This window comes from Mucilaginibacter sp. P4_D1 (genome assembly GCF_056401935.1).
In genome coordinates this window covers 108,594-134,940 of sequence record NZ_JBFUIJ010000006.1, presented here as the reverse complement: position 1 = coordinate 134,940, position 26,347 = coordinate 108,594, and the positions used below count along the sequence as shown (strand labels likewise).

The window sequence follows — 26,347 nt, the reverse complement described above, 5'->3', positions numbered from 1 at the left end:
CCTATTGGCAATTATTTTTAAACATGATAAAATTTATTGACGTTGAAGCACTGCTGCCTATCCGGAATGAAATATTGCGCGAAGGACGCCTTACGCCAGATGAATGCCGTTTTCCTACCGATAAAATAGCAGGGGCTTTTCATTTGGGGTACTATAAAAATGATGAGCTGGCCTGCATTGTATCTTTTCACCCCCAAAATTATGGCGAATTTATTGGCACAGGTTACCAGTTAAGGGGCATGGCTACAATTGAAAAATACAGAGGCCAGGGGCTGGGCAACCAACTGGTTAATTTTGCGCTTACCTACCTGCGTGGGCAAAAGGCAAATTATGTTTGGTGTAACGCCCGCAAGAAGGCAGTGCCGTTTTACCATAATACTGGTTTCGAGATTGTTTCGGCCGAGTTTGAGGTACCCGGAATAGGGCCGCATTTTGTGATGTACGTTAAGTTAATGTGAAATATTGGGTGAAATAGACCGGCTTTTTACTTTTTTAGTTAAGAATTTAGAATAAAATGCTGAATTTGCGCGCCTTACCATTAAACGACCCATATAATTATATGAAAACCGTAGATCAAATTAGTTTTGCAGGCAAAAAAGCCCTTATCAGGGTTGATTTTAACGTGCCTTTGGATAAAGATTATAACATTACCGACGATAACCGGATGACGGCAGCATTGCCAACTATAAAAAAGATTTTGAAAGATGGCGGCAGGGTTATCCTGATGTCGCACCTGGGCAGGCCAAAAGATGGTCCGAACGAAAAAGACTCTTTAATACACGTAGTTGCTCACCTTTCTGACCTGTTGGGCCAGCAGGTTCAGTTTGCCAATGATTGTATTGGTGAAGAAGCTGTTAAAAAATCAAAAAACCTAGGCAATGGCGAAGTGCTGCTGTTAGAGAATCTTCGTTTTTATAAAGAAGAGGAAAAAGGTGATGTTGCTTTTGCCGAAAAGCTTTCAAAATTAGGCGATATATATGTAAATGATGCTTTTGGTACAGCTCACCGTGCACACGCTTCAACATCAATCATCGCTCAGTTTTTTCCGGATGCCAAATACTTTGGTTACCTGATGGCAGGCGAATTGGCTAACGCCGAAAAAATCCTGAATGGCGCTGCAAAACCTTTTACGGCTATCATGGGAGGGTCTAAAGTATCTGACAAGATTCAGTTAATTGAAAAACTATTGGATAAAGTGGATAATCTTATCATCGGTGGTGGTATGGCTTACACTTTTGCCAAGGCAGATGGTGGTAATATTGGTACCTCGTTAGTAGAGGCCGATAAACTTGATCTTGCTATCAGCCTGAAACAAAAAGCTAAAGAGAAAGGCGTAAATCTTTATTTGCCAGTAGATAACGTTATTGCCGACGCTTTCTCAAACGATGCTAAAACCGGTGTTGCCAAAACCGGCGAAATTCCTGATAACTGGATGGGATTGGATATTGGCCCCGAAACTGTAAAATTATTCAGCAAAGTGGTTGAAGAATCAAAAACCATTTTATGGAATGGCCCGATGGGCGTATTTGAAATGGAAACATTTTTGGTGGGTACCAAAGCTATTGCCGAGGCCGTGGTTAAAGCAACCGAAAATGGCGCATTTTCCCTGATTGGTGGTGGCGATTCCGCAGCAGCTGTTGCTAAATTTAACCTGACAGATGAAGTTAGCTACGTATCAACCGGTGGTGGCGCATTGCTGGAATACATGGAAGGTAAAGAGTTACCGGGTGTAAAAGCTATCAACGAATAAAAATAAAGAAACATAAAATGAAAAGTTCGGCCGCTAAACGGCCGGACTTTTTGTATTTTAATTAACCATGACTCAATTGGAAGTAAGGGATTTTATAGACGATGACCGCGATACCCTTAGAAACATTTACCTCATAAGCCGAAAACAAACATTTACCTGGTTTGATACCTCTGGATATAGCCTGGATGATTTTGACAGGGATACCGAAGGAGAACAGATCCTGGTAGCCGACTATGAAGGTGCTGTAATTGGTTTTATATCCTACTGGTTCCCCGATAATTTTATTCACCACCTGTTTTTGCATCCTGCTTATACAGGCCATGGTGTAGGCAAAGCATTGTTAAAATCGGTTGTAGAAAAATTGAGTAGGCCTGTTACGCTGAAATGTTTAACCCGTAACGAAAATGCTTTAGCATTTTACAGATCGCAGGGCTGGCAAATTCAGGAGAGGGGAGAAGGTAGGCCGGGAGATTATTTTTTGATGAGCTACAATTAGGTATCTAACAAACGAGCGGGGCTTTTCCAAAAGAAAAGCCCCGCTTTGTTTTTAATTTATCTTAACCGATGATACTACATCATTGGCATTTGGCGATAGGGTTGTAAAGTTGGTGGTATTGGCAGTTATTGTCCACGATGTACCGGCAAAATTATCATTGCTATACATGGTAATAGTCCATCCTGACGGTACTTTTATAGACGATGCCCAGTCGTTTACAAAGCCGTAAGCCTGCAACTGCGCTAAAGTATAATTGCCTTTAGGTATGGCACCTGTTGCAGTACCGGCGTAATTAATATCCTGGTAAAAATTAACGCCTGCCGCAGGCGTTCCGGTATTAAAAGTGGTGGCCTTGCCATAAAGTGCGTTAGATACGCTGGTTAAATAAGTATGTGTATCGGCGTTTGGCAGGTTATAATACAAATAAACGCCATAATTATTATTTACAGTTTGGGTAGCCAATGATGCCGCCGTTGATGCGCTGGTGCTTTGAATGTCAATGGCCGCGGGCCCAAGGTTAGCAGCAGCAAGTCCGGACACGTTGGGTACCGAATAAGTGCCATAAATGGCATTCCAGCTATAATCAACTTTCGACCCTACAGTTACGCCATTAAAGCTCAGTCGAGATGCCGCGGGGCCGTAATCGTAAAAGGAAATGATTTTGTTAGGCATTAGCTGGCGTAAAGCAGTTACCAGGTAAACAAACGAACTTGAATTTGGCTGCCCGGTGTTGTTGGTGCCATAATCGGCATATTCGTCGTCAAAGTCAATTCCATCTAAGCCATAGGTTGTTACAGCATTGCTAAGTATTTGCGCGTAGGCCTGCGCCGAAGCCTGGTCTGGAAAATTGCAGATGCCCGCGCCCTGGTGGTTGCCTAAAATGGATAGTAAAACTTTAATACCCTTGGCCTGGAGTGGTTGTATATAAGTTGCTTTGTTGCTAAGTACATTAGTTACCTGGGTATTAAAAAATAGCTCGGCTTTTTGTGTTGTTGTGTTGTAGTTGATATTGGCCGCAAAAATAATAGCAATATCAAACAACTGTTGCCCGGTTGACAGGTAGTAATTGCCCACATTCCGGATATCATTGTTGTTTACCTCTACATAGCAAACGCCTTTTGGGCCGCTTACGCCTATGGCATTGGTGCCTGTTTTTGAAGCGTTGTTTGATTTTGACGATGCGAGAGGAGCGGGTGCCTGGTCCTTTTTGCAGGCAGCAGTCATAAGCATAAGCGAACCGAATAAAACTGTTAAGTTTTTGGTTAGGGACACATTAAAATTTGTTCTCATAGTGTTGTTTTAAATGATGAATAAATAGATATAAAAAGGTCTTGTTCCCTCGCAGTGCAGCCAGGAATTAGTGAAACATCAATTTTATTTATCTTATCAGGTTGCCTGTGTATAACCGGGGAATTTATACTTCAGGTTATTGGTTTATAACAAAAGGACAATTTAATTGGCGATATCGCTTACAAATATTGCTTATTATTTTATTAAAATAATATATTGATTAATATAAATTATCTCGATGGTTTAATTCGAAAAAGAGGCATCGCTTTTTGTAACAAATACACGCATTTTATAAAATGCCAGACCGCCGGGTTGCCCAATTTATTTTATTCGACTATTTTAGGGCAACTATTAACATGATATGAAAAAATCTCTCCTCATCGCTTTATGCTTTGTTTTTTCGGCCATTTGGTCGCAGGCCCAGCCAAAAAGCCCCGATGCTGATTATATAAAGGCTAATTATACCAAGTACGAGTACAACGTGCCCATGCGCGATGGTAAAAAGCTGTTTACATCGGTATATGTACCAAAAGATCAAACCCAAAAATACCCCATCATGATGGATAGAACGCCTTACAGTGTAGCGCCTTATGGTGTTGATGCCTACAGGGGCGCCCTTGGTCCGTCGTCGTTATTTGTGCACGATGGTTATATTTTTGTTTACCAGGATGCACGCGGCCGATGGATGAGCGAAGGCATTTTTGAAGAGATGACTCCCGAAAAGGAAGTGCACAAAACCAAAAATGATGTTGATGAAGGTACTGACACCTATGATACTATTGACTGGTTGCTTAAGAACATTAAAAACAACAACGGCAAAGTAGGCGTCTGGGGCATTTCTTACCCCGGGTTTTATACAACGGCAGCATTGTTAAGTCGTCACCCTGCCCTGGTAGCTGCATCGCCGCAGGCGCCAATGGCCGATTTGTACCGCGATGATGCTTTTCATAACGGCGCATTTATGCTTACCGCGAACTTTGGTTTCTACCCATTTTTTACCAACCGCCAGGATGATAAACCTACACAGCGCCGCGGCAACGGATTTAATGCCGGCACAAATGATGGTTACGCCTTTTTTATGAGGATGGGGTCGGTAAAAAACTCCAACGATAAATACTATAAAGATACCATCMGTTTATGGAATGAGATGCTCGATCATCCCAACTATGATCAGCACTGGAAAGATCGTAATGTACTTTACCACCTGCACGATATTAAAACCGCAGTACTGGTAACCGGCGGATGGTACGATGCCGAAGATTTGTACGGCGCTATCAACACATACAAAACACTGGTTAAGGAAAATCCTAAAACCCCGGTTTACTTTACCATGGGCCCCTGGGTGCATGGTGGCTGGGCGCGTGGCGACGGCGATCATTTAGGCGATATCGGTTTTGGCGGCCCTACAGGCCCGTTTTACCGCGAAAAAATTGAATTTGCTTTTTTTAGCCATTACTTAAAAGGTACCGACCTTAAACTGGAACCGGTTTCTACGTTTGAAACGGGTGTAAACCAATGGAAAACTTATAAAACCTGGCCTCCAAAAGAAGCCGTTGATAAAAGCCTGTACCTGCTGCCCGGGGGTAAACTTTCATTTGACGCTCCCGCGGCGGGTGGTAATTTTGATGAGTTTGTATCAGATCCCAATAAACCGGTGCCGTTCATCAGCACGATTGAAAACGACATGAAGCGCGAATACATGACCGCCGACCAGCGCTTTGCAGCGCAACGCCCGGATGTGCTGACTTATGAAACCGATGTGCTTGACAAAGATGTAACCCTTGCAGGCAACATATGGGCCAACCTTAAAGTATCAACCACCGGCACAGATGCCGATTGGATAGTTAAAGTTATTGACGTGTACCCCGATTCAACTAAGAACGACAAGTTTACGGGTAAAGACGTATACCTGGGTGGTTATCAGCAAATGGTACGCAGCGAGGCCATGCGCGGTAAATTCCGTAATGGCTTTGATAAACCCGAGCCCTTTGTACCAGGCAAAGTAACCCCTGTTAATTTTGAACTACAGGATGTGCTGCACACCTTTAAAAAAGGCCACCGCCTGATGGTGCAGGTGCAAAGCAGTTGGTTTCCGCTTATTGACCGCAATACCCAGCAATTCCAGGATATTATGAAAGCTAAGGACACCGATTTTAAAAAGGCAACCCATAAGGTTTATACATCCAAAGATGAGCCAAGCTTTTTGAAAGTTAGGGTGATAGAATAATGGCAGAGCTTTTGGTGAAATCGGTATTTACCATTACTTCGAGAAACTTAATTGGCATTATCGGCATACCCCTAAGTGGCGAAATTAAAGTAGGAATGTTTCTTTTTTCCGCGGATGGTATACAGCGTTGTCAAATCGCCACAATTGAGGGAGTAAGATCTGATAATCATGCCGATGTTGGTTTTCTGGTAAAATATGAAAGCCCCGAAAAGCTGATCTACTTAAAAGAAATGGAAAATAAAATTGTCAGAGTTGATATTTTGTCCTGAGAATTGTTTTAAATTTAAAAAAGGCATCTTGTTAATTTCAGCAGGATGCCTTTTTTTTCTGTTGTATCATTTAGTTTTTATCATCCGTAATGTTTTATAAGCAATTTATAAACCGTCATCATGATGAAGCAAATATTACCACTCCTGTTAATCGCATTCTGTTTCTCCTGCAAAAACAACAAGCAAAGCAACGGTTGTGGTATGCAACCCTGTACCGCCAGCTTCGCCTACCTGGGTATCCGGCTTATCGATAACCAAGGCCATGCTGTAACGCCTAAAAATTTTAGCGCTGTTAATTTACGTACCAGCAAAACTTTAACGCCAATGCAATATCCACCGGCCATTGATTTTGTTGCTGGTTTTGTGCTAATAACCTCGGATGCAAACATCAAAGATTTTTCGACCGAAGGCGACGATGTAAAAATTACCGCTACAGATTCCCTTACTAATCAAACTAAAACGACCACTTTAAAAATTGCCGGTGGTTGCAATTGTCATATATCTAAAATATCCGGGCCGGATACAATTGAATTTGATTAAGAGCATTTGCCATCGGCCCTATCGTTTTGTTATAGTGGCAGGTGTGTTGGTTTTAACCTGGTAAAGTACATAATCGCCTTTTTTATCATGCATCAAGCTAACATCAACAGCTTTGCCATTTTGGGTAACTTCGGCATTTTTCCACCCGGAGGGCAAGTAAGTTTTGAGTGTTAGCGGTATATTGTAAAAACGCTTATCAAGCGGGTGGCTTACTTTAATTATCAGCCGGCCATTTTGCACGCCGGTGGTAAGGTTTGCACTTTGGCGTTCGCGCATGTATTTGGTAACGTCGCCAAAGGTGGCAATCCAAAGCTTGTCCTGGTGGTTTTTGATGTAGGTAAAATATTCATCCAGCTCGGTAGCCGGCAAGGCCTCCCAGCCAATGCCCTGCACACCATGGTGGGTAAGTACAAGCCATGTATCGTGCCTGTTCAGGGTGGTATCAACCCAGGCTTTCATCATGGGCAGGGGCGTTTTGGTGGTGGCGCCGCGCTGGTACTGCACATACGCTTTGCCGGTATTGCCCGGCGTATCTTTATTACCCCGGCTAATCTCTTTCAGCCACGGTTCGGGCATGCGGTTGCGTAGTGCGGGGTAAACCCGGCTTAGGTACGATACTGCCCGCTCGTTTTCGGTGCCAAAGGGCCCTTCGGCGCTAAAAGTGTATCTCAGGCCAAGCTTATGCAAAATATCCAGCCGGCTTTTCTCCATCTCATAAAGCATATTGGGCTCGTCGAGCGCGGCCAGGCGGGGGTGGGTAACCATGTGGCTGGCAAATTCGTGCCCCTGCGCTGCGTATTGTTTAATTTGGGCCCAGGTGGTGCCATGCGCGTCATTGTATTCGGTATTATGCTCAACGCCCGGTTTAAAATCACCATGCCGCACTTTACTGTATAGTTCGTCTATCACCTTATAGGCCGCTTCGGGCTTATTATCGTCAATTAATGAGCCGGCTTTATAATGATATTCGAGCGTACCAATCAATCCCAGGTGCCCCGCTGCCGATGCACGTTCGTAAAAATTATCCTTGTTGGTAGGTGTTGTGGCGGTTTCGGCAATTATCTGTTTCAAAGGCCTCCCAATAAATTTTGCCCGGTATTGCGAACCAGGTATTTGCCCCGTAATAATAAAAAACGTGCTTTTAATCCCCAGTCTGTTTAAAATTGGCAGCGCAACCTTAAATTGGTTAACGGAGCCATCGTCCCAGGTGATAGATACTGCGCCATTGCGGCCGTATTGCCATTTAGTTATCTCGGTTTTACCCGGCTGCGCCTTTAAACAGTTTATAAACAATGCCATGAGCAACAGAGCAACAACAAGCTTTTTCATTTGAGGAAGGTTTACACCTGCTAATATATGCAGATGCCTGCTCGCTTTGGTGTTGTAACGAAATAGTTATGCTGTTCAGCCCTTGCCTTATTTAAACTAATTCTAAATAAAAGTTGTGAATTAAAATTGAGTTGTTATTTTTGCGCTTAATTAGACTTAATCTAAATAGAATGTTGAATCCTCTACAGAATTACCTGCAAAAATTTACGCTCCTCTTTCTTTTCGTATTTATAAATATCTTAATCCTTAAGGCCGATGATGATGGCAATAGTGGCAAAATTAATGGCTTTGTAAAAACAACCGATGGTAAACCTGCAGCATACGTAACCGTAGCTATCAAAGGCTTAAACAAAAGCACCACTACCATTGATGATGGTTCGTTTACCTTTGTTAACCTTAAGCCGGGAGTATATACTTTAGTTACCAGCTTTATGGGTACTAAAGCCGAGCAGCAAACGGTTACCGTAGTTGCCAATCAAACTACCCAGGTAAACTTTACTTTAAGCGAAACTTCGGCGCAGCTGGATGAAGTGCTTATTTCTTCAACAAAAACCATCAACACCAAAAAGCTTACTATTGGTAAAATGAATGTGGCGCCTATGGATTTGCCGCAGAGTGTTACGGTTATCAGCAGCAATACGCTTGCGCAGCAGCAATCTATCAGGTTAAGTGATGTAATCAGGAATGTTAATGGCGTTTACCTGTATAGCGCCCGCGGCAATACCCAGGAAACTTTTGGTGCGCGTGGCTACAATTTTTCGAGCACCAATATGTTTAAAAACGGCTTCCGGGTAAATTCGGGTGTTGTGCCTGAAGTGAGCTCGCTTGACCGTATCGAAATACTAAAAGGCAGCGCGGCTTTATTATATGGCAACGTAGCACCCGGCGGTATTTTAAACATGGTAACTAAAAAACCATTGTTTGAGGCCGGCGGTAAAGTATCTATGACCTATGGCAGCTATGATTTGTACCGCCCCTCGTTTGATGTTTACGGGCCTATCACCTCAAAACTGGCCTACCGCTTAAACGGTACTTACGAAAAAGCAAACAGTTTCCGCGATAATGTAAAATCCGAAAGGGAGTATATTAACCCATCGTTCCTGTATAAAATAAGCGACAAAACAACTGTTATTGTAGAGGGCGATTACCTGAACTACGATTTTACACCCGATTTTGGAACCGGGCAAATAAACAACGTAATAGCTAATGTGCCGCGCAACCGCTACCTGGGTGCTTCATGGTCAACAGGTAATACCAAACAGTCAACAGGTACGGTTACCATTAATCATCAAATTAACAGCTTGTGGCAAATAAGCGGCGGCTTAAATTACCAGCATTTTAACAGGCAATACCAAACAACCGAGCGTGTACTACCCAATGCAAACGGCGATTGGGGACGTACGCTTAACCGCGCAAAAACATTGGAAGATTATTACACCGGCCAGTTTAATGTAACCGGCCAGTTTAACACCGGCGCCATAAAGCATAATATTTTGGCCGGTATTGATGCCGACAGGTACAACAACACGGCTTATACCTACGTAGCCACCGTCAATAAGGTATCAAGTTATTGGGATAATGGCACATCATTAAAATCTGCCGTTTACGATACCATCAATATTTTTAATGTAAATAAATACACCCTGCGCAGCGATAAGCCGCAGATGAACCCTTTTTACAGCATCCTTACAAAAACCAACCGCTTTGGGGCTTACTTTAATGATCTGATAAGCATATCAGATAAAGTTAAGGTGTTGGCAGGTATCCGCTGGTCGTACCAATACATTGCGCCAACGCAGGTAACCAATTATTATCTGCCGGCTTTAACAACCCAGGCGGCAGGGAAAGAGGATAAGGCATTTTCGCCCCGCGTTGGTATCGTTTATAAGCCTGTGGCCAATACAGCGTTATTTGCCAGCTATTCCAACTCGTTTATCACCAACACGGGTGTAGATGTTAATAACAAACCACTTTCGCCATCATTGGTAGATCAGTACGAGGCCGGGGTTAAAAACGATTTCCTGAATGGTAACTTATCAGTAAATGTAACAGCTTACCGTATCATTAATAATAACCTTGCCCAAACAGCGCCTTTTTTGGCCGATGGTACCACAGTGAACATTAACACCAATATTAAAGAGCTTGTTGGCCAAACCAAAAGCGATGGTGTTGAACTTGATATTGCGGGCCACCCCGTAAAAGAGCTTGATTTAATGGCGGGTTACAGCTACACCAACGCGCGTTATTCAAAAACATCAACATCAGTTGGCAGTAATATAGCCGGCCAGCCATTAATTAACGTACCTAAGCACACCGCCAATGCCAGCGCCTTCTACAACTTTTACAATGGCGATTTGAAAGGCTTTAAAGTAGGGGCTTCTGTGTATTACCTGGGTAACCGTACCGCCGGGAATGCCAATACGGTTGGGCAAACCCAAACCATATCGAGGCTGGTTAATGTACCGGGCTTTACCACAGTTGATGCCTCGGTTGGTTACACCTATAAAAAGGTTTCCATTATTGGTAAAATCTCCAATATAGGCAATGTACTTAATTACAATGTGCACGAAAATTACAGTATTAACCCAATAGCGCCAAGGCAGTTTTTAACTACCGTGAGCTATAGTTTTTAATACATTAACGTCGTGTCAACGATAAATTGAAGAATAGTCTTAAGCCTAAAGTCTTAAGTTCTAAGTAAAAGAGAAAGAAATCAACTTTAGACTTACGACTTAGAACTATTGACTTACTAATACATATTAATAAACAAACCGGGATATGCCTTAGTATACCCGGTTTTGTAATGAAAGCCATGAAAGTATTTTTCCGTACCATACATCTTTATTTGAGCCTTGCGGCAGGCATTGTTATTGTTTGCTCGTGCCTCACGGGCACCATGCTGGTTTTTGAAAAAGAAATTGAGCATACCCTGCACCCCAAACTTTATTACGTGCCGGCCGCAGCTACACGGGTACCGCTGGAGCAAATGATTAAGGCAGCCCTTAAACAGGCGCCCAAGGCAAAGCTGGCCTCGGCAATGGTTTATAATGATGCTGCCAGAACGGTTGAGATTGGCTTAATTGTACCCGAGAAGAAAAGTAAAAAAGGTAATGCCACCCAGGCCGAAAAGGGCAGGCCCGCAAAGACGCAGGGCGATAAAGATAAAAAAGGTAAGGATGCCGACCGGGCAAATTTAAGCGTGTTTGTAAACCCCTACACCGGCCAGGTAACAGGGCAATACAGCCGCAGGCAATCGTTCCTGTACTCGGCCGAGATGTTTCACCGGTTTTTACTGGCAGGTAAGGATAGCCTGGGCGATTGGGTGGTGTCAATCTCGACACTACTTTTCCTGTTTATATTAATAACCGGGGTAATACTGTGGTGGCCTAAAACCAAAAACATTATGAAGCAGCGGTTAAAAATAAAATGGGGCGGCAGTACCAAACGGCTGGTACATGATTTGCACCTGGTTACGGGGTTTTACACTTCGATATTTTTAATTGTGATTGCGTTAACGGGTTTAATCATGACGTTTAAGCTGGCTAACCAGGCGTTGTTTGCTATAACCGGTTCAAAGCTGGTAAAAGAGCAGCCTAAAGCACCGCAATCAAAATACCAGGCCGGCGCCGAAGCTTTAAAGGTAGATGCCGCATTGCAGGCGGTAACAGCACAAACCGCATTGGCAGATTATTATACAGTAAGGGTGCCTAAAGACTCACTGGCCGTTTACAGCATAAACATTTTACCTAAGGGTGCAGTTGAAACCACCGCCGATACCTATTACGTTGACCAATATAGCGGCGGCATAGCAGGCGCGCAATTGTTTGCCGCCAAAAGCTTAGGCCAGCGGGTAAGGGCTTACGTAAAACCGGTACATACCGGTTCGGTTTACGGCTTACCTACCAAAATAATCAGTTTTATTGTATGCCTTTTATCGCTCATATTCCCGGTAACAGGGGTAATGATGTGGCTTAACCGTACCCGTAAAAAAACTAAAACCTATAGGAAGATGGAATTGGTTTAAATTATTTGATAGTTTGTATGTTTACAACTCAGCAAAATAATAAAATATGCCAGCCAGGATCCTCGAAGTATGCGCCTTTACTATTCAAACCTGTATTATAGCCGAACGCGCCGGTGCTGCGCGGGTTGAGTTATGTGACAACCCTATTGAAGGCGGCACCACGCCAGGTTATGGCACCATAAAACAGGTGCGTGATAAAATAGGTATCGATTTGTTCCCCATCATCAGGCCGCGGTCTGGAAACTACTTTTACAACGAGGATGAATACACTATTATTAAGCACGACATACAAATTTGCCGCGAGCTGGGCTGCAATGGCATTTCGGTGGGTACACAAACCATAGATGCCGAAATTGACACCGAATGGCTGAAACGCATTGTTGAATGGGCCGGGCCAATGAGCGTTACCTGCAACCGGGCGTTTGATGGTACGCCCGATCCTTTTAAATCGTTAGAAGAACTGATAGCCTGCGGATGCCAACGGGTACTCACCTCCGGCCAAAAAAGCGCGGCGCCTGATGCCGGCCAGCTATTAGGTGAGCTGGTTAAACAAGCCGCCGGTCGCATTACCATTATGCCCGGTGCCGGTGTTAAATCAACCAACCTGCAAAAACTGGTAGCCGAAAGTAATGCAACAGAATTCCATTCATCAGCACGCGCTATAGCGCCAAATCCTTTAACTTATATTAATAAAGAAGTAAGCGATTACGGCAATGTATATATTGCCGATGAGGATGAAGTAAGGGCGATGGTGGCAGTTTTGAAGGGAAATTGATTTTAAGTTTACAGAGAAATGTAATAAACTTTGCTTTATTGGGCCATCATTAGTTTCTTAAACGTTCAATAAGCTGCTCTATACCAAGCCTCCAAACAGGATATAATTCTTCATTTTCTGCCCAAAGTTCATTTAATTCTGAATTATCGTTTAAAACTTTTTGTAAAGCCAAAACCGATTTTTCTTTAAGATCTGTAAAATCCAAATCGGGGTGCCTGTTTGGAAACGAGTCTACTTCTAAAGGGTCTTCATCAGCCGGCGACGAAAATTTTGTTCCATTGATTTGTCCATCCACGTAGGCTGCCGAAACAATGACTGCATTTGCTTCAGAAAATTCTAAATAGTCAACACTTATAGCGAAATCAAACGCATCGTTGAAAATTTTCTTGGGATCGTCAGATTCTTCCACTTCCGCCATAAAATCAAAAGCTGTGTCATCTTCAAAATGTCCATGTCCCCAGGTGCCCATAATATTCTGTTTTATTATATGCTAAAGATGGTAACAAAAATTGAAAAAATAGTAAGCAGCATTGATATAAAATAGAGAATATCCATCAATACTTGTTGAATTATATAGTTAATAGTAAACTTTTTTGTTCAATTAAAAGGTCACGCTTAACGACATCAATCCGGCTTTTGAATCTGGATTTTGCCGTTTTGGGATTTGCCGCATAGCGTCAAAAGCCACCAAAAATGTTGAAAACTTTTTGGTGGTAAAAAGTGGTAATTTGTGGTAAAAGAAAATTACTTTTACCTATTAAATTAAGCCATAGTCTTATAATGCCGCATTTAACCGGAGAATTTGAATGTAAACTGGATGCCAAAGGGCGGATGATGATCCCTGCGGGCCTCAAAAAGCAGCTTCCTGAAGCTGACGGCGAGGGCCTTATGATCAATCGCGGCCTGGAGAAGTATCTGGTTATTTACACAAAATCCGAATGGGACAAAAGACTTGACGAATTGAGCAAACTTAACGAATACGACCGGCAAAACCTGCGTTTTATTCGGTATTTCACCGGCGGCGCCACGGCTTTGATGCCCGATTCGGCCGGCAGGGTACTTTTGCCAAAGAGTTTGCTTGATTTTGCCGGCATTGGTAACGATGTTGTTTTAACCTGTGTATTAAACAAGATTGAAGTATGGGATAAGGCTGCCCATACCGAAATGATAAATAATGAGCCTGATAATTTTGCCGAATTGGCCGAAGCGGTAATGGGTAGTAAAGCAAGGAGGATAGATGAGTGAGTACCATACACCGGTTATGCTGCAGGAATGCATTGATGGCCTGGCTATAAAAAAGGATGGCACTTATGTGGATGTAACCTTTGGCGGCGGCGGGCATTCGCGCGAGATTATGAAACATTTGGGGCCCGAAGGTACTTTACTGGCGTTTGACCAGGATACCGATGCGCAGCAAAATATAATTGACGATGAGCGCTTTGTTTTTATAGATCAGAATTTCAGGTACCTGAAAAACTTTGCCCGTTTGCACGGTGCTATCCCGGTTGATGGCATACTGGCCGATTTAGGCGTATCATCATACCAGTTTGACCAGGCCGAGCGTGGTTTTTCAATTCGCTTTGATGCCGAGCTGGATATGCGGATGAACCAGGGCGGCGAGCTTACGGCCAAGGATGTGGTAAACAATTATACAGGTGCCGAACTGCACCGCATTTTTGGTGTTTACGGCGAAATTCAAAACGCCAAATCATTGGCCGAAACTATAGTTACTGCCAGGCTTAATGCCCCGATAGTAACCATAGCCGATTTGAAGAACGCTATTATTAACCGCATCCCGAAGGGGAAAGAAAATAAGTACCTGGCACAGGTTTTCCAGGCGCTGCGCATCGAAGTTAACCAGGAGTTGGAAGCTTTGAAGGAATTTTTGGTACAGAGTGCCGAGGTGCTGGCTGTTGGCGGCAGGCTGGTAGTCATGAGCTACCACTCGCTGGAAGACAGGCTGGTAAAAAACTTCATTGCCAAAGGCAAGTTTAGCGGCGAGGTAGAAAAGGATTTATACGGCAATAATAAAAGGCCGCTTGATGCTGTAAGCCGTGGGGCTATAACCGCATCGGCAGATGAGATAAGTAACAATAACAGGGCACGGAGCGCTAAATTAAGGATAGCTGTAAAGATATGAGCAATCGTTTACGTACAGAAATTCAGGAGGAGGAAGAAGAGGAAGAGCTTATTGTTGAGGATAAACCCCGGAAAAGGGAGATCCCGGATAATTTCTTCACGCAATTTTTCACCAAACGTTTTATTACAAGCGAGAAGGCTACCAACGCCTTGCCTTTTGTGCTGTTCATTGCTTTTTTGGGTATGGTATATATTGGCAATATGCACCTGGCCGAAAAAACCATCCGCGATATTGATGACCTTACGAAAGAAGTAAAAGAACGCAGCTGGGATTTTAAAACCACAAAAGCCGATATGGCTTTTAAAAGTACATTAATTGAAGTGGCCAAACGTGCCGATACCCTTGGGGTGAGGCAAAGCGTTGAGCCGCCAAAAAAGATAACGGTGAAGGAGGATAATGATGAAAATTAGGACTAACATATTGCTTAGGGTATATATTGCCTTTGGCCTTGTTGTGCTTTTTTCGTTCGCGGTTGTGGTACAGCTTTGCCGGGTGCAATTTATACAGGGCGCAAAATGGAAAGCCAAAGCAGTAAACATGACAGCCCAGTTCAGGGATGTAGAGGCCGCGCGGGGTAACATTTTTTCGGTAGATGGCAGCCTGTTGGCAACATCGGTACCCGAGTATGAACTGCACATGGATATGTTGGGTGCCGGCCTTGCCATTGATAGCGTTTTTAATGATAATGTAGAGGTGCTGTCGGCAGATTTATCGCAATTATATGGCGATAGAACGCCACGCGAATATGCCAGGTTACTGCGCGATGCACGTAAAGACGGCTCGCGTTACCAGCTTTTACGCCGCAGGGTAACATACCAGGAATTAAAAAAGATTCGTGAGTTCCCGGTGTTTAAAAACAGGAAAACTAAAAACAGCCTGATTGTATTGCAGCAAAACAAGCGCATTTTGCCTTTTCATGCTTTGGCCGCGCGTACTATTGGTTATAAAAACGAAAACATTAAAAACCCGGTAGGGTTGGAGGGTGCTTACTCGTCATTCATCAATGGCGAAAACGGCAGGCGCTTAATGCAGCGTATTCCGGGCGGAACGTGGATGCCTGTAAATAACGACGAAGACGAGATCCCGGCAAAAGATGGCGCCGACATCATGTCGACCATTAATGTAAATTTCCAGGAGATAGCGCAGGCGGCTTTGTTAAGGCAGCTGGATTCAAGCGCCGCCGATCATGGCTGCGTGGTATTGATGGAAGTTGCCACCGGCGAGGTGCGTGCTATAGCCAATTTTACCCGTTCAAAAGAAAATACTTTTAAAGAGAGCTTTAATTATGCCATCAGCAATGCAATTGATCCGGGGTCTACCTTCAAGCTGGTATCTTATATGACCCTGCTTGATCAGCATAAACTGGATACCAATACTATAGTGAATGCCGAGGGTGGTAAATACAAGTTCCCAAAGGGGCCAACCATTACCGATACCGAGCATGACAACTATGAAATGACGGTAAAAAAGGCTTTTGAAGAATCATCAAACGTGGCGGCAGCTAAGCTGGTATACGGTCATTATAAAGATAACCCATGGCAGTTTATCAATAAGCTGTACAGCTATCATTTAAATGATAAGCTGGGCTTGCAGATACCCGGTGAAGGAAGGCCTGTTATTAAAAACCCGGCCAACCGCAGCTGGAACAAGTATTATACCCTGCCCGAAATGGCCTACGGTTATGAAATGAACCTTACCCCATTGCAAATGCTGGCGTTTTATAATTCGGTAGCCAACAATGGTAAAATGATAGCACCCATTTTTGTGCGCGAGATCAGGAGGATGGGCAGCACCATTGAGCAGTTTAACGCCAGGGTGATTAATGAAAAAGTATGCTCGGATGCTACCCTTGGTAAAGTGAAAAGCATGCTCGAGGGTGTTGTACAGGAAGGTAATTGTAAGCGCGTAATTAAAAACCCGCGTTATACGGTGGCCGGCAAAACAGGTACAGCCCAGGTGGCCGATGGTACAAAAGGTTATAAAGTAAAAAAATACCAGGCATCGTTTTGCGGTTATTTTCCGGCCGATCATCCTAAATATTCCATGATCGTGGTGGTAAATAACCCCACCCGCGGATCGTACCTGGCGGCTAAGGTTGCCGGGCCTATTTTCAGGGAGATTGCCGATAAGGTTTATGCCAATGATATGGAGATAAACCAACCGTCGCCGGTAAGCCTGGTTGGCAATACATCAATGCCTAAGGTAAAGCAGGGCAATTTAAAGGCACTAAAACATGTATATGCCAAATTGGGTGTAAAGCCGCTATACGCATCGGCAGATGCTGCCGGCAACGGAGTTGATACCAGTAATGGTATCCCATTTGAGGATACACGATATAAAGAAGGCGCTGTTCCAACAGTAACAGGAATGGGCCTGAGCGACGCCCTGTATGTTTTGGGCAATGCAGGCTATAAAGTAACGGTACGCGGCAGCGGCATGGTGACCACACAATCGGTTACCGGCGGCAGTTCGATACCAAAAGGATCACGCATAACAATTGAACTGCAATGAGGTATTTAAGTGATTTAATAGATGGGTTAGCATTTACCGAGTTACAAGGCAGCGCCGATGTAGAAATTACGTCTGTAGCTTTTGATTCGCGCCAGGTAATTCCGGGCTCGATGTTTGTTGCCGTAAAAGGTACACAGGTTGACGGGCACGACTATATTGACCAGGCTATTAAACAGGGTGCCATCGCTGTTATATGCGAAGATTTACCTGCCCACACTGCGGCCGAAGTTGATTTTTTAATGGTAGCTGATTCGGCTAAGGCATTAAGTTTGGTGGCTGCCAATTTTTACGGCAACCCGTCGGCACAGTTAAAGCTGGTTGGCGTTACCGGTACCAACGGCAAAACCACCATCGCAACGCTGCTTTATCAGTTGTTTCGCGATCTGGGGTATAAAGCAGGTTTGCTATCAACTGTCGAAAACCAGATTAATGGCCAGGTGATACCATCAACCCATACCACACCCGATCCTATTGAACTTAACCGTTTGCTGGAAGAGATGGTAACGCAGGGTTGCGATTATTGCTTTATGGAAGTTAGTTCGCATGCAGTTGCACAGCACCGGGTAGCCAATTTGCAATTTTCGGGCGGGGTGTTTACCAACCTCACGCACGATCATTTGGATTATCATAAAACGTTTGACAGTTATCTGAAGGCCAAAAAAGCCTTTTTTGATGGCTTGCCAAAAAACGCCTTTGCTTTAACCAACAGCGATGATAAGAATGGTAACATCATGCTGCAAAACTCGCAGGCGCACCGTAAAACCTACGGGCTTAAAAGCATGGCCGATTACAAGGCCCGCATCCTGGAAAACCAGTTTGGCGGCCTGTTACTGCATATTGATAACGAAGAAGTATGGTTTAAAATGGTTGGCACCTTTAACGCTTACAACCTGCTGGCTGTGTACGCTACCGCTATGCTGTTAGAGCAGGATAAAGCCAAAACGCTAACCAGCCTGAGCAAACTAACCGGTGCCGAAGGCAGGTTTGAATATATAGTAGCACCAAATAAGGTTATAGGTATAGTTGATTACGCCCATACACCGGATGCCGTGCAAAATGTGCTAAGCACCATTCACGATATCCGCAAAGGTAACGAGAAGGTAATAACTGTAATAGGTTGTGGCGGAGATCGTGACAAAACCAAACGCCCAATTATGGCCCGTGTGGCCAGCGAATGGAGCGATAAAGTGATCCTGACATCAGACAATCCACGCTCGGAAGATCCGGCCCAGATCATCAAAGACATGATTGAAGGCGTTGACCCGGCGTTTAAACGCCATACAGTGAGCATAGTTGACAGGAGAGAGGCAATTAAAACAGCCTGCATGCTGGCAAATCCGGGCGATATAATCCTGGTGGCGGGTAAAGGGCATGAGAAATACCAGGATATCCACGGAGTGAAAAATCATTTTGACGACATGGAAGAACTTGAAGATCAATTTAAATTGTTAGTCTGAATCAGAATTTACAGAATTAAAGAATCAGCAGAATCCATGAGTTCATTTTAATCAATGAAATCAATATAAAGAATCGGTGTAATCAAAAGAGAGCATGTTATACTACTTATTTAACTATCTAAATAAAAACTACAACATACCGGGACTCGGGGTATTTCAGTATATCACGTTTCGTACGGCTTTGGCTGTAATAACATCGTTGCTGGTTACAACCGTTTACGGTCGTAGGCTGATTGATTACCTGCGTTTTAAACAGGTTGGCGAGACGGTTAGGAATTTAGGTTTGGAAGGCCAGATGCAAAAATCGGGTACACCTACTATGGGCGGGCTAATCATTTTGCTGGGTATACTGGTGCCTACTTTGTTATTTGCCAAATTGAGTAATGTATACATTATACTGATGATAATTACCACCGTTTGGCTGGGCGCCATTGGTTTTTTAGATGATTATATTAAAGTATTTAAAAAGAATAAGGAGGGCCTGGCAGGTCGTTTTAAAATTGTAGGCCAGGTGGGTTTATCGCTGATTGTGGGCTGGACAATGTATTTCAATACCAATATTGTTATTCGCCAGGAAGTAAAGTTGCCGGTAATAGTTAATGCGCCTGTTGATTTTCACTTGAAAAAGAATGTACCGGTTTATACGCAGGACGTACACTCTACCAAAACTACCATGCCTTTTTATAAAAACAACGAGTTTGATTATGGCAAGGTATTAAAGTTTATTGGTCCTGGGTATGAGTATTATTCGCTGGTGGTGTTCCTGTTTTTTGTGATCATCATCATCACTTTTATATCCAACGGGGCCAATATAACGGATGGTATAGATGGCCTGGCGACGGGTACATCGGCCATTATTGGTATTACACTGGCCATACTGGCCTATGTATCCGGTAATATCGAAATAGCCGACTACCTGAACATCATGTTCATCCCCAACTCGGGCGAGCTGGTGATTTTCGCCGGTGCTTTTGTTGGTGCCTGTGTTGGCTTTTTGTGGTACAACTCCTACCCGGCGCAGGTATTCATGGGCGACACAGGCAGTTTGGCCATAGGCGGTATCATAGCTGTTTTTGCTATCATGATTCGTAAAGAGTTATTGCTGCCGGTATTATGCGGTGTATTTGTGATCGAGAACATGTCGGTAATTATGCAGGTGGGCTGGTTTAAATACACCAAAAAGAAATTTGGCGAGGGCCGCAGGGTGTTTTTAATGGCGCCGTTGCACCACCACTATCAAAAGAAAGGTTTCCACGAAGCCAAAATCGTAACCCGGTTCTGGATCATCGGGATACTGATGGCGATAATAACGATAATAACGTTGAAGCTGAGGTAGGACGCGAAGCCCCCTAACCCCCTGAAGGGGGAACGATAACGGATTCAAAGAGAATAGAATAAAAAAATTAAGTAAGAAATGAACCAGACAAACAACATACCCAATCAAAAGCACCCCCTTCAGGGGGCGGGGGGGGCTATTGTTGTGCTTGGCGCCGGCGAAAGTGGTGTTGGTGCGGCATACCTGGCGCAAAAGCAGGGGTATGATGTGTTTGTGTCGGATTTTGGGGCCATTGCGGATAAGTACAAAAAACAACTGGAAGACTGGAATATCAGCTTCGAGGAAAAACAACATACCGAGGATTTAATCCTGAACGCGGTTGAGGTGATCAAAAGTCCCGGCATTCCGGATAAAGCGCCGATCATCAAAAAGCTTAAAGAGAAAGGGGTTCCGGTAATATCCGAAATTGAATTTGCGGGCAGGTATTGCAGCGCGAAGATCATCGGCATAACCGGATCAAACGGTAAAACTACTACCAGCAGTTTAACCTATCATATTTTAAAAAATGGTGGTTTAAATGTTGGGCTGGCCGGCAACATAGGTAAAAGCTTTGCTTACCAGGTGGCTACCGAAAACTTTGATTTATACGTGCTGGAACTAAGCAGCTTTATGCTGGATGATATGTTTAAGTTTAAGGTAGATATAGCAGTATTGCTAAACATCACACCCGACCATTTGGACAGATACGATTACAAGCTGGAAAACTATGCGGCATCCAAATTCAGGGTTACGCAGAACCAAACGGCGGCCGACTATTTCATTTACTGCACCGATGACCCGGAAACCATAAAAGGTATGGCCAACCGGAAATTCGACGCTCAACTATTGCCTTTTTCTATTGAAACCAAGATTGAACCGGGAGCATATCTCGAAAACGACAATATTGTCATTAACACAAATCAAGAACATTTTACAATGTCAATTCAAGAACTGGCCTTACAGGGCAAGCACAACATTTACAACTCCATGGCATCAGGTATTGTAGCAAGGGTGCTGGAGTTGCGCGAGGGAACGATAAAAGAGAGCATGGGCAACTTTAAAGCTATTGAACACCGGCTTGAATTTGTAGCCAATATATCGGGCATCCGTTTTATCAACGATTCAAAGGCCACCAATGTTAACTCAACCTGGTATGCATTGGAGAGCATGAGTAGTGATGTGGTACTGATACTTGGCGGTGTTGATAAAGGTAACGACTACGGGATGCTTAAAGATTTGGTAAAAAGTAAAGTACGGTCAATAGTGTGTTTGGGTAAAGATAACAAGCGTATACACGATGCTTTTGAAGATGATGTGCATGTTATAGTAAATACATTCTCGGCCCAGGAGGCTGCCCAGGTAGCATTTCACCTGGCCGAAAAAGGAGATACTGTTTTATTATCACCAGCCTGTGCCAGCTTTGATTTGTTTAAAAATTACGAAGACAGGGGAAACCAGTTTAAAGCAGCGGTGAAGGAACTTTAATTTGAAAATTTGAGTATTTGAAGATTTGAAAATGGTGAACGGGTAAAATCGTTGGGGCTGTCTTAAATCGATGAAATCAATCTAAAAATCAGTGGAATCATAAGCAAAATGCATAGGATATTAAACAACACAAAAGGCGACCGGTGGATATGGCTGATAGTGATATTGCTTTCTGTTATATCCTTGTTGGCTGTATACAGCTCAACGGGTACGCTTGCTTATAAACGTGGCGTTGGTGTCGAGTCGATTTTGATGAAGCACCTGGCTATGGTTGTGGGTGGTATTATGCTGATGTATATTTCGCACAAGCTGGATTACCGGTATTATGCAGGCTTGTCTAAAATCATGATGATCGTGACTATTCCGTTACTCATCTATACCCTGGTATTTGGTAGCCATATCAACAACGCAAGCCGCTGGATTAATATCCCGCTTGTTGGTTTAAGCTTCCAGACGTCAGATTTGGCCAAGTTAGCCCTGATTACTTACCTGGCGCGTACTTTATCGCGTAAGCAGGAAAATATTAAAGATGTAAAGGAATCATTTTTGCCTATCATGGGCTCCGTTTGTTTGGTTTTTATATTGATCGCTTTAGCCAATTTATCAACCGCGTTGATGCTGTTTGGCGTTAGTATCTTGTTATTAATCATCGGCCGTATCAGCATTAAGCAGATAGCTATTGTATGCGGCGCAGGGTTTATATTATTATTGGGTGTTATATTTTTGGGGCCAAGGCGGCATACCTATGTTTCGCGCGTAAATACTTTCCTGCACCCCGATTCAACCAAAACAGATAAATCATTTCAGGCCGATCATGCAAAGATAGCCATCGCCAGCGGAGGCCTTTTTGGTAAAGGCCCGGGTAACAGCACCGAACGGAATTACCTTCCCGAATCATACTCGGACGAAATTTATGCCATCATTGTTGAAGAGTACGGCCTGGTAGGCGGTTTCGCGCTGGTAGGCATTTACCTGTTTTTGTTGTACAGGTGTATAAAAATTATTACCAAGGCGCCCAAGGCGTTTGGCGCGTTGCTGGCATGCGGTTTAAGTTTTAGCCTGGCAATACAGGCCTTTGCCAATATGGCTGTGGCAGTAGGCCTTGGCCCGGTAACGGGTGTGCCGTTGCCCTTTGTAAGTATGGGTGGTACATCGCTGTTGTTCACCAGTGTGGCCTTCGGCATCATATTATCAGTAAGCAGGGATATTGAAGAACCGAAGAAAGTTGTGGTGGGGGAAATAAGCGTAGCGTAGGCCCCCTAACCCCCTGAAGGGGGAACAATAGTTTAAGAAGTTTATAAAATGAAAAAGGATAGCATACAAGCAAAAGACGCCAATCAAAAGCACCCCCTTCAGGGGGCGGGGGGGGCTTCGCCGCGCATCATCATAAGCGGTGGCGGAACAGGAGGACACATCTTCCCGGCTATTGCTATTGCCAATGCTTTGAAGGCTATCGACCCTAAAACCGAGATCCTGTTTGTGGGAGCCCTTGGGCGTATGGAGATGGAAAAGGTACCCGCTGCCGGGTATAAGATCATCGGCCTGGATATCCGCGGCATTCAGCGCGATTCTATCTGGAAAAATGTGATGTTCCCGGTTAAACTGGTAGGCAGCGTACGCAAGGCATTACAAATTATAAAAGATTTTAAACCTGATGCTGCCGTTGGGGTTGGTGGTTATGCCTCGGGGCCGTTGTTGTACGCGGCATCAATGAAAAAAATACCATACCTCATACAGGAACAAAACTCCTATGCGGGTATTACCAATAAGTGGCTGGGCAAAGGAGCACAAAAAATTTGTGTGGCTTTTGATAATATGGAGCAGTTTTTTCCTGCCGATAAAATCATCAAAACAGGCAACCCTATTCGTAAAGATTCGGTAAATATAGCCGGTAAGCACATGCAGGCTTTGGAGTTGTACAAGTTATCAACCTTTAAAAAAACTATACTGATAACCGGAGGCAGCCTTGGCGCACGTACATTAAATAACAGCATTATGGCTGGTTTGGATAAGCTGATAGCTGCCGACGTGCAGATCATTTGGCAAACCGGTAAGTTTTATTATAAAACAATCATCGAAAAACTGGGCGAAGATTACCACCCGGATGTTAAGATAAGGGAGTTTTTAACCCGGATGGATTTGGCTTACGCAGCTGCCGATGTTATTATATCAAGAGCAGGGGCGGGCACCATTGCCGAATTATGCGTGGTGAAAAAGCCGGTTATCCTGGTGCCATCGCCAAATGTGGCCGAAGACCACCAAACAAAGAACGCGCTGGCACTGGTGCAGGAGGACGCTGCCATTTTTGTAGCCGACAGGGATGCCGAAGCGAAATTGGTGGATAGGGCGATTGAGTTATTGAACGACAAATCATTACAAAAAAAGTTAAGCACTAACATAGGTAAAATGGCTATGCCAAATGCCGATGAAGTGATAGCTAAAGAGCTTTTACAAATAATAAAATAACAATTAAAGTTATGGTCCTCCTTCTCCCAAAAAGGGGAGGACCTTTTTTAAAAACATCAAAATGGAATTACGCGACATACAAAGGGTTTACCTGGTGGGCATAGGCGGCATCGGGATGAGCGGCCTGGCCCGCTATTTCCAGCATCTGGGTTGTATTGTTTGCGGTTACGATAAAACAGTTACCGACCTCACCAACGATTTACACAACGAGGGTATCCAGATTTGTTTTGAGGATAATGCCGATTGTATCCCCATCAGCTTCCAGGCGCCATCTGCAGATACACTCATTATTTATACACCGGCCATCCCTAAGGATTCGGCGGTACTTAACTATTTTAAAAATAAAGGATTTGAGTTATTCAAACGTTCGCAGGTTTTAGGTTTAATCAGCAAAAGCTCGTTCACCATAGCCGTTGCCGGTACACATGGCAAAACCACCACATCAACCATGGTGGCACATTTGTTAAAAGCATCGGGTAATGATTGTTCGGCTTTTTTGGGCGGCATATCATCCAACTACCAAACCAACGTGCTGTATGGCAAAAACGATGTAATGGTTGTTGAGGCTGATGAGTACGACCGGTCGTTTTTAACACTGTTCCCGGATGTGGCCATCATCACATCCATGGATGCCGATCATTTGGATATTTATGGCGATCATGAACATTTAACAGAATCGTTTAAGCTATTTGCATCGCAGATAAAAAGCGGCGGTACACTGGTACACAAAAAAGGCCTGCCTTTAGATACCGGCTATACCTATGCCCTGGAAGATGCAACGGCCGATGCACATGCGGCAAACATCCGTATTGAGGGTGGCGACTTTTACTTTGATTTTATCAATGCCGATATCAGTATCCCCGATATAAAAATGGGTATTGCAGGTACGCACAATATCGAAAATGCTGTTGCCGCTATCGAAGCTGTTTTAAGATTGGATATCCCGGCCGAATCAATTAAAGATGCGCTTGGGTCGTTCCGCGGTGTTAAACGCAGGTTTGAGTACATCGTGAAAACACCGGGGCATATTTATATTGACGATTACGCGCATCATCCCGAAGAATTGAGGGCGGCCATATCATCGGTAAAAAGGTTATACCCCGATAAAAAGCTGACCGCCATTTTTCAGCCTCACCTGTACACCCGCACCCGCGATTTTGCCGATGGTTTTGCCGAGGTGCTGAGCATGGTTGATGAGCTGATACTGCTGGATATTTACCCGGCCCGCGAGTTGCCTATTGAAGGGGTTACTTCAGGCATGCTGCTTAACAAAATGTCGTTGATCAATAAACGCATACTAAGTAAACAGGAAGCGTTGGACGCTATTAAAAATGAAAAACCCGAACTGCTGTTAACAGTAGGCGCGGGTGATATAGATACACTGGTACATCCCTTGAAGGAGGTAATGCAGCATGGATAAAAAACTCATTTGGAAGCGCCTTTTAATAGGATTTGCCTGGGTAATTTGCCTGGGTGGCCTTGTGGTGCTTATGGGTTTTATCGAATCGAAAAAAGCATCGGTGGTTTGTACCGCTGTAAAAGTAAACATTCCGGGCAACCAGTATTTTATAGATAAACAGGAGGTTGACCAGATATTACAAGCCAACAGCCATACGCTGTTAGGGCAAAAGCTGGAAAATATTAATATCCAGGACCTGGAAAACAAACTAAGGGCAAATCCATTTATTGAGTTTGCAAAGGTATACACCGAAATGGATGGGGTGTTGATGGTTGAGGTGAGCCAGCGCCAGCCCATATTAAGGGTAATGAACCATTACGATATGGATTTTTATATCGATCAGCATGGGTTAAAAATTCCGCTGTCGTCAAACTTTACCGCAAGGGTATTGGTTGCCAATGGTTATATCGATGAGTTGTTTACCAATCATGTTGATTCATTGCATACACAGCTTGCAAAAGATTTATATAAAACAGCCGATTTTATCCGTAGGGATTCATTGTGGGATGCACAGATAGCGCAGATATATGTGAATACCGACCGCGAGATTGAATTGATACCAAGGGTAGGCAGCCAGCGAATTTTGATAGGTAATGCCGACTCGTTAAATGTAAAACTAAGGAACCTGCAAGCCTTTTATAAACAGGTGCTGCCACACGTGGGCTGGGATAAGTACCGCACCATTAATATTAAATACACCAACCAGGTAATTGGTGTAAAAAACGAACTGACTAAAGCAGATTCGGCTAAAATGAAAGCATTGAAGCTGGACTCGCTTAAAATGAAAAAGGATACATCTCAAATAAAAATGTAA

General features: G+C 43.8%; 23 protein-coding genes. 20 read left to right on the top strand and 3 right to left on the bottom strand.

Annotation, left to right across the window (positions count from 1 at the left end):
* Positions 1 to 23 precede the first annotated feature (23 nt).
* From AC1DV1_RS08395 to AC1DV1_RS08385, 3 genes are all read left to right on the top strand, one after another.
* On the top strand, positions 24 to 458 hold the full coding sequence (locus AC1DV1_RS08395; protein WP_477357458.1) for a GNAT family N-acetyltransferase: 435 nt from the start codon (positions 24 to 26) through the stop codon (positions 456 to 458).
* A gap of 101 nt (positions 459 to 559) precedes the next feature.
* A complete protein-coding gene (locus AC1DV1_RS08390; protein ID WP_477357456.1) occupies positions 560 to 1,750 on the top strand; it encodes a phosphoglycerate kinase in 1,191 nt (396 codons plus the stop codon).
* A 67-nt stretch (positions 1,751 to 1,817) separates the two neighbouring features.
* On the top strand, positions 1,818 to 2,246 hold the full coding sequence (locus AC1DV1_RS08385; RefSeq protein WP_477357454.1) for an N-acetyltransferase family protein: 429 nt from the start codon (positions 1,818 to 1,820) through the stop codon (positions 2,244 to 2,246).
* 51 nt (positions 2,247 to 2,297) lie between these two features.
* On the opposite strand, the gene AC1DV1_RS08380 is transcribed toward AC1DV1_RS08385, so the two are convergent.
* Positions 2,298 to 3,536, bottom strand: a complete 1,239-nt coding sequence (locus tag AC1DV1_RS08380) for an endo-beta-N-acetylglucosaminidase H (RefSeq protein ID WP_477357452.1) — start codon at positions 3,534 to 3,536, stop codon at positions 2,298 to 2,300.
* Positions 3,537 to 3,897: 361 nt separating this feature from the next.
* On the opposite strand from AC1DV1_RS08380, the gene AC1DV1_RS08375 reads away from it, so the two are divergent.
* The 3 genes from AC1DV1_RS08375 to AC1DV1_RS08365 all read left to right on the top strand — a co-directional run bounded on the left by AC1DV1_RS08375 (position 3,898) and on the right by AC1DV1_RS08365 (position 6,572).
* A complete protein-coding gene (locus AC1DV1_RS08375) occupies positions 3,898 to 5,763 on the top strand; it encodes a CocE/NonD family hydrolase (RefSeq protein WP_477357450.1) in 1,866 nt (621 codons plus the stop codon).
* The gene (locus AC1DV1_RS08370) at positions 5,763 to 6,032 is read left to right on the top strand and encodes a hypothetical protein (protein WP_477357448.1); all 270 of its coding nucleotides are present in this window, start codon (positions 5,763 to 5,765) and stop codon (positions 6,030 to 6,032) included. Before AC1DV1_RS08375 ends, AC1DV1_RS08370 begins: the two co-directional genes overlap by 1 nt.
* A 120-nt stretch (positions 6,033 to 6,152) precedes the next feature.
* On the top strand, positions 6,153 to 6,572 hold the full coding sequence (locus AC1DV1_RS08365) for a hypothetical protein (protein ID WP_477357446.1): 420 nt from the start codon (positions 6,153 to 6,155) through the stop codon (positions 6,570 to 6,572).
* Positions 6,573 to 6,590: 18 nt separating this feature from the next.
* Here AC1DV1_RS08365 and AC1DV1_RS08360 read toward each other — a convergent pair whose 3' ends face one another.
* On the bottom strand, positions 6,591 to 7,901 hold the full coding sequence (locus tag AC1DV1_RS08360) for a polysaccharide deacetylase family protein (protein ID WP_477357444.1): 1,311 nt from the start codon (positions 7,899 to 7,901) through the stop codon (positions 6,591 to 6,593).
* 170 nt (positions 7,902 to 8,071) lie between these two features.
* Here AC1DV1_RS08360 and AC1DV1_RS08355 point away from each other — a divergent pair, with 170 nt between their 5' ends.
* The 3 genes from AC1DV1_RS08355 to AC1DV1_RS08345 all read left to right on the top strand — a co-directional run bounded on the left by AC1DV1_RS08355 (position 8,072) and on the right by AC1DV1_RS08345 (position 12,700).
* A complete protein-coding gene (locus AC1DV1_RS08355; RefSeq protein ID WP_477357442.1) occupies positions 8,072 to 10,534 on the top strand; it encodes a TonB-dependent siderophore receptor in 2,463 nt (820 codons plus the stop codon).
* A gap of 179 nt (positions 10,535 to 10,713) precedes the next feature.
* A complete protein-coding gene (locus tag AC1DV1_RS08350; RefSeq protein ID WP_477357440.1) occupies positions 10,714 to 11,925 on the top strand; it encodes a PepSY-associated TM helix domain-containing protein in 1,212 nt (403 codons plus the stop codon).
* Positions 11,926 to 11,971: 46 nt separating this feature from the next.
* Positions 11,972 to 12,700, top strand: coding sequence for a copper homeostasis protein CutC (locus tag AC1DV1_RS08345; RefSeq protein ID WP_477357438.1), 729 nt, complete (start codon positions 11,972 to 11,974; stop codon positions 12,698 to 12,700).
* 49 nt (positions 12,701 to 12,749) lie between these two features.
* Here the strand turns inward: AC1DV1_RS08345 and AC1DV1_RS08340 are convergent, their stop codons facing one another.
* Entirely contained in the window at positions 12,750 to 13,169 is a 420-nt protein-coding gene (locus AC1DV1_RS08340) for a DUF4259 domain-containing protein (RefSeq protein WP_477357436.1), read from the bottom strand.
* A 311-nt stretch (positions 13,170 to 13,480) separates the two neighbouring features.
* On the opposite strand from AC1DV1_RS08340, the gene mraZ reads away from it, so the two are divergent.
* The 11 genes from mraZ (at position 13,481) to AC1DV1_RS08285 (ending at position 26,347) form a co-directional block, all read left to right on the top strand.
* Entirely contained in the window at positions 13,481 to 13,945 is a 465-nt protein-coding gene (gene mraZ / locus AC1DV1_RS08335) for a division/cell wall cluster transcriptional repressor MraZ (protein WP_090652428.1), read from the top strand.
* Entirely contained in the window at positions 13,938 to 14,840 is a 903-nt protein-coding gene (gene rsmH / locus AC1DV1_RS08330) for a 16S rRNA (cytosine(1402)-N(4))-methyltransferase RsmH (protein WP_147056124.1), read from the top strand. Before mraZ ends, rsmH begins: the two co-directional genes overlap by 8 nt.
* A complete protein-coding gene (locus AC1DV1_RS08325) occupies positions 14,837 to 15,250 on the top strand; it encodes an FtsL-like putative cell division protein (RefSeq protein ID WP_147056126.1) in 414 nt (137 codons plus the stop codon). The genes rsmH and AC1DV1_RS08325 overlap by 4 nt, the downstream gene beginning before the upstream one ends.
* Positions 15,237 to 17,351, top strand: coding sequence for a penicillin-binding protein (locus tag AC1DV1_RS08320; RefSeq protein ID WP_477357434.1), 2,115 nt, complete (start codon positions 15,237 to 15,239; stop codon positions 17,349 to 17,351). Before AC1DV1_RS08325 ends, AC1DV1_RS08320 begins: the two co-directional genes overlap by 14 nt.
* Complete coding sequence (locus tag AC1DV1_RS08315; RefSeq protein ID WP_477357432.1) at positions 17,348 to 18,808, top strand: UDP-N-acetylmuramoyl-L-alanyl-D-glutamate--2,6-diaminopimelate ligase; 1,461 nt, start codon at positions 17,348 to 17,350, stop codon at positions 18,806 to 18,808. The genes AC1DV1_RS08320 and AC1DV1_RS08315 overlap by 4 nt, the downstream gene beginning before the upstream one ends.
* Positions 18,809 to 18,902: 94 nt before the next feature.
* Positions 18,903 to 20,144: a phospho-N-acetylmuramoyl-pentapeptide-transferase gene (mraY, locus tag AC1DV1_RS08310; protein WP_477357430.1), complete on the top strand. Its 1,242-nt coding sequence runs from the start codon at positions 18,903 to 18,905 to the stop codon at positions 20,142 to 20,144.
* Positions 20,145 to 20,222: 78 nt separating this feature from the next.
* A complete protein-coding gene (gene murD / locus AC1DV1_RS08305; protein ID WP_477357428.1) occupies positions 20,223 to 21,608 on the top strand; it encodes a UDP-N-acetylmuramoyl-L-alanine--D-glutamate ligase in 1,386 nt (461 codons plus the stop codon).
* A gap of 108 nt (positions 21,609 to 21,716) precedes the next feature.
* Positions 21,717 to 22,862 (top strand): FtsW/RodA/SpoVE family cell cycle protein, encoded by a 1,146-nt coding sequence (locus AC1DV1_RS08300; protein ID WP_090652420.1) that lies wholly within the window; start codon positions 21,717 to 21,719, stop codon positions 22,860 to 22,862.
* Positions 22,863 to 22,910: 48 nt separating this feature from the next.
* A complete protein-coding gene (gene murG, locus AC1DV1_RS08295) occupies positions 22,911 to 24,074 on the top strand; it encodes an undecaprenyldiphospho-muramoylpentapeptide beta-N-acetylglucosaminyltransferase (protein WP_477357426.1) in 1,164 nt (387 codons plus the stop codon).
* A 61-nt stretch (positions 24,075 to 24,135) separates the two neighbouring features.
* Positions 24,136 to 25,494, top strand: coding sequence for a UDP-N-acetylmuramate--L-alanine ligase (murC, locus tag AC1DV1_RS08290; protein WP_477357424.1), 1,359 nt, complete (start codon positions 24,136 to 24,138; stop codon positions 25,492 to 25,494).
* The gene (locus tag AC1DV1_RS08285; protein ID WP_477357422.1) at positions 25,487 to 26,347 is read left to right on the top strand and encodes a cell division protein FtsQ/DivIB; all 861 of its coding nucleotides are present in this window, start codon (positions 25,487 to 25,489) and stop codon (positions 26,345 to 26,347) included. The genes murC and AC1DV1_RS08285 overlap by 8 nt, the downstream gene beginning before the upstream one ends.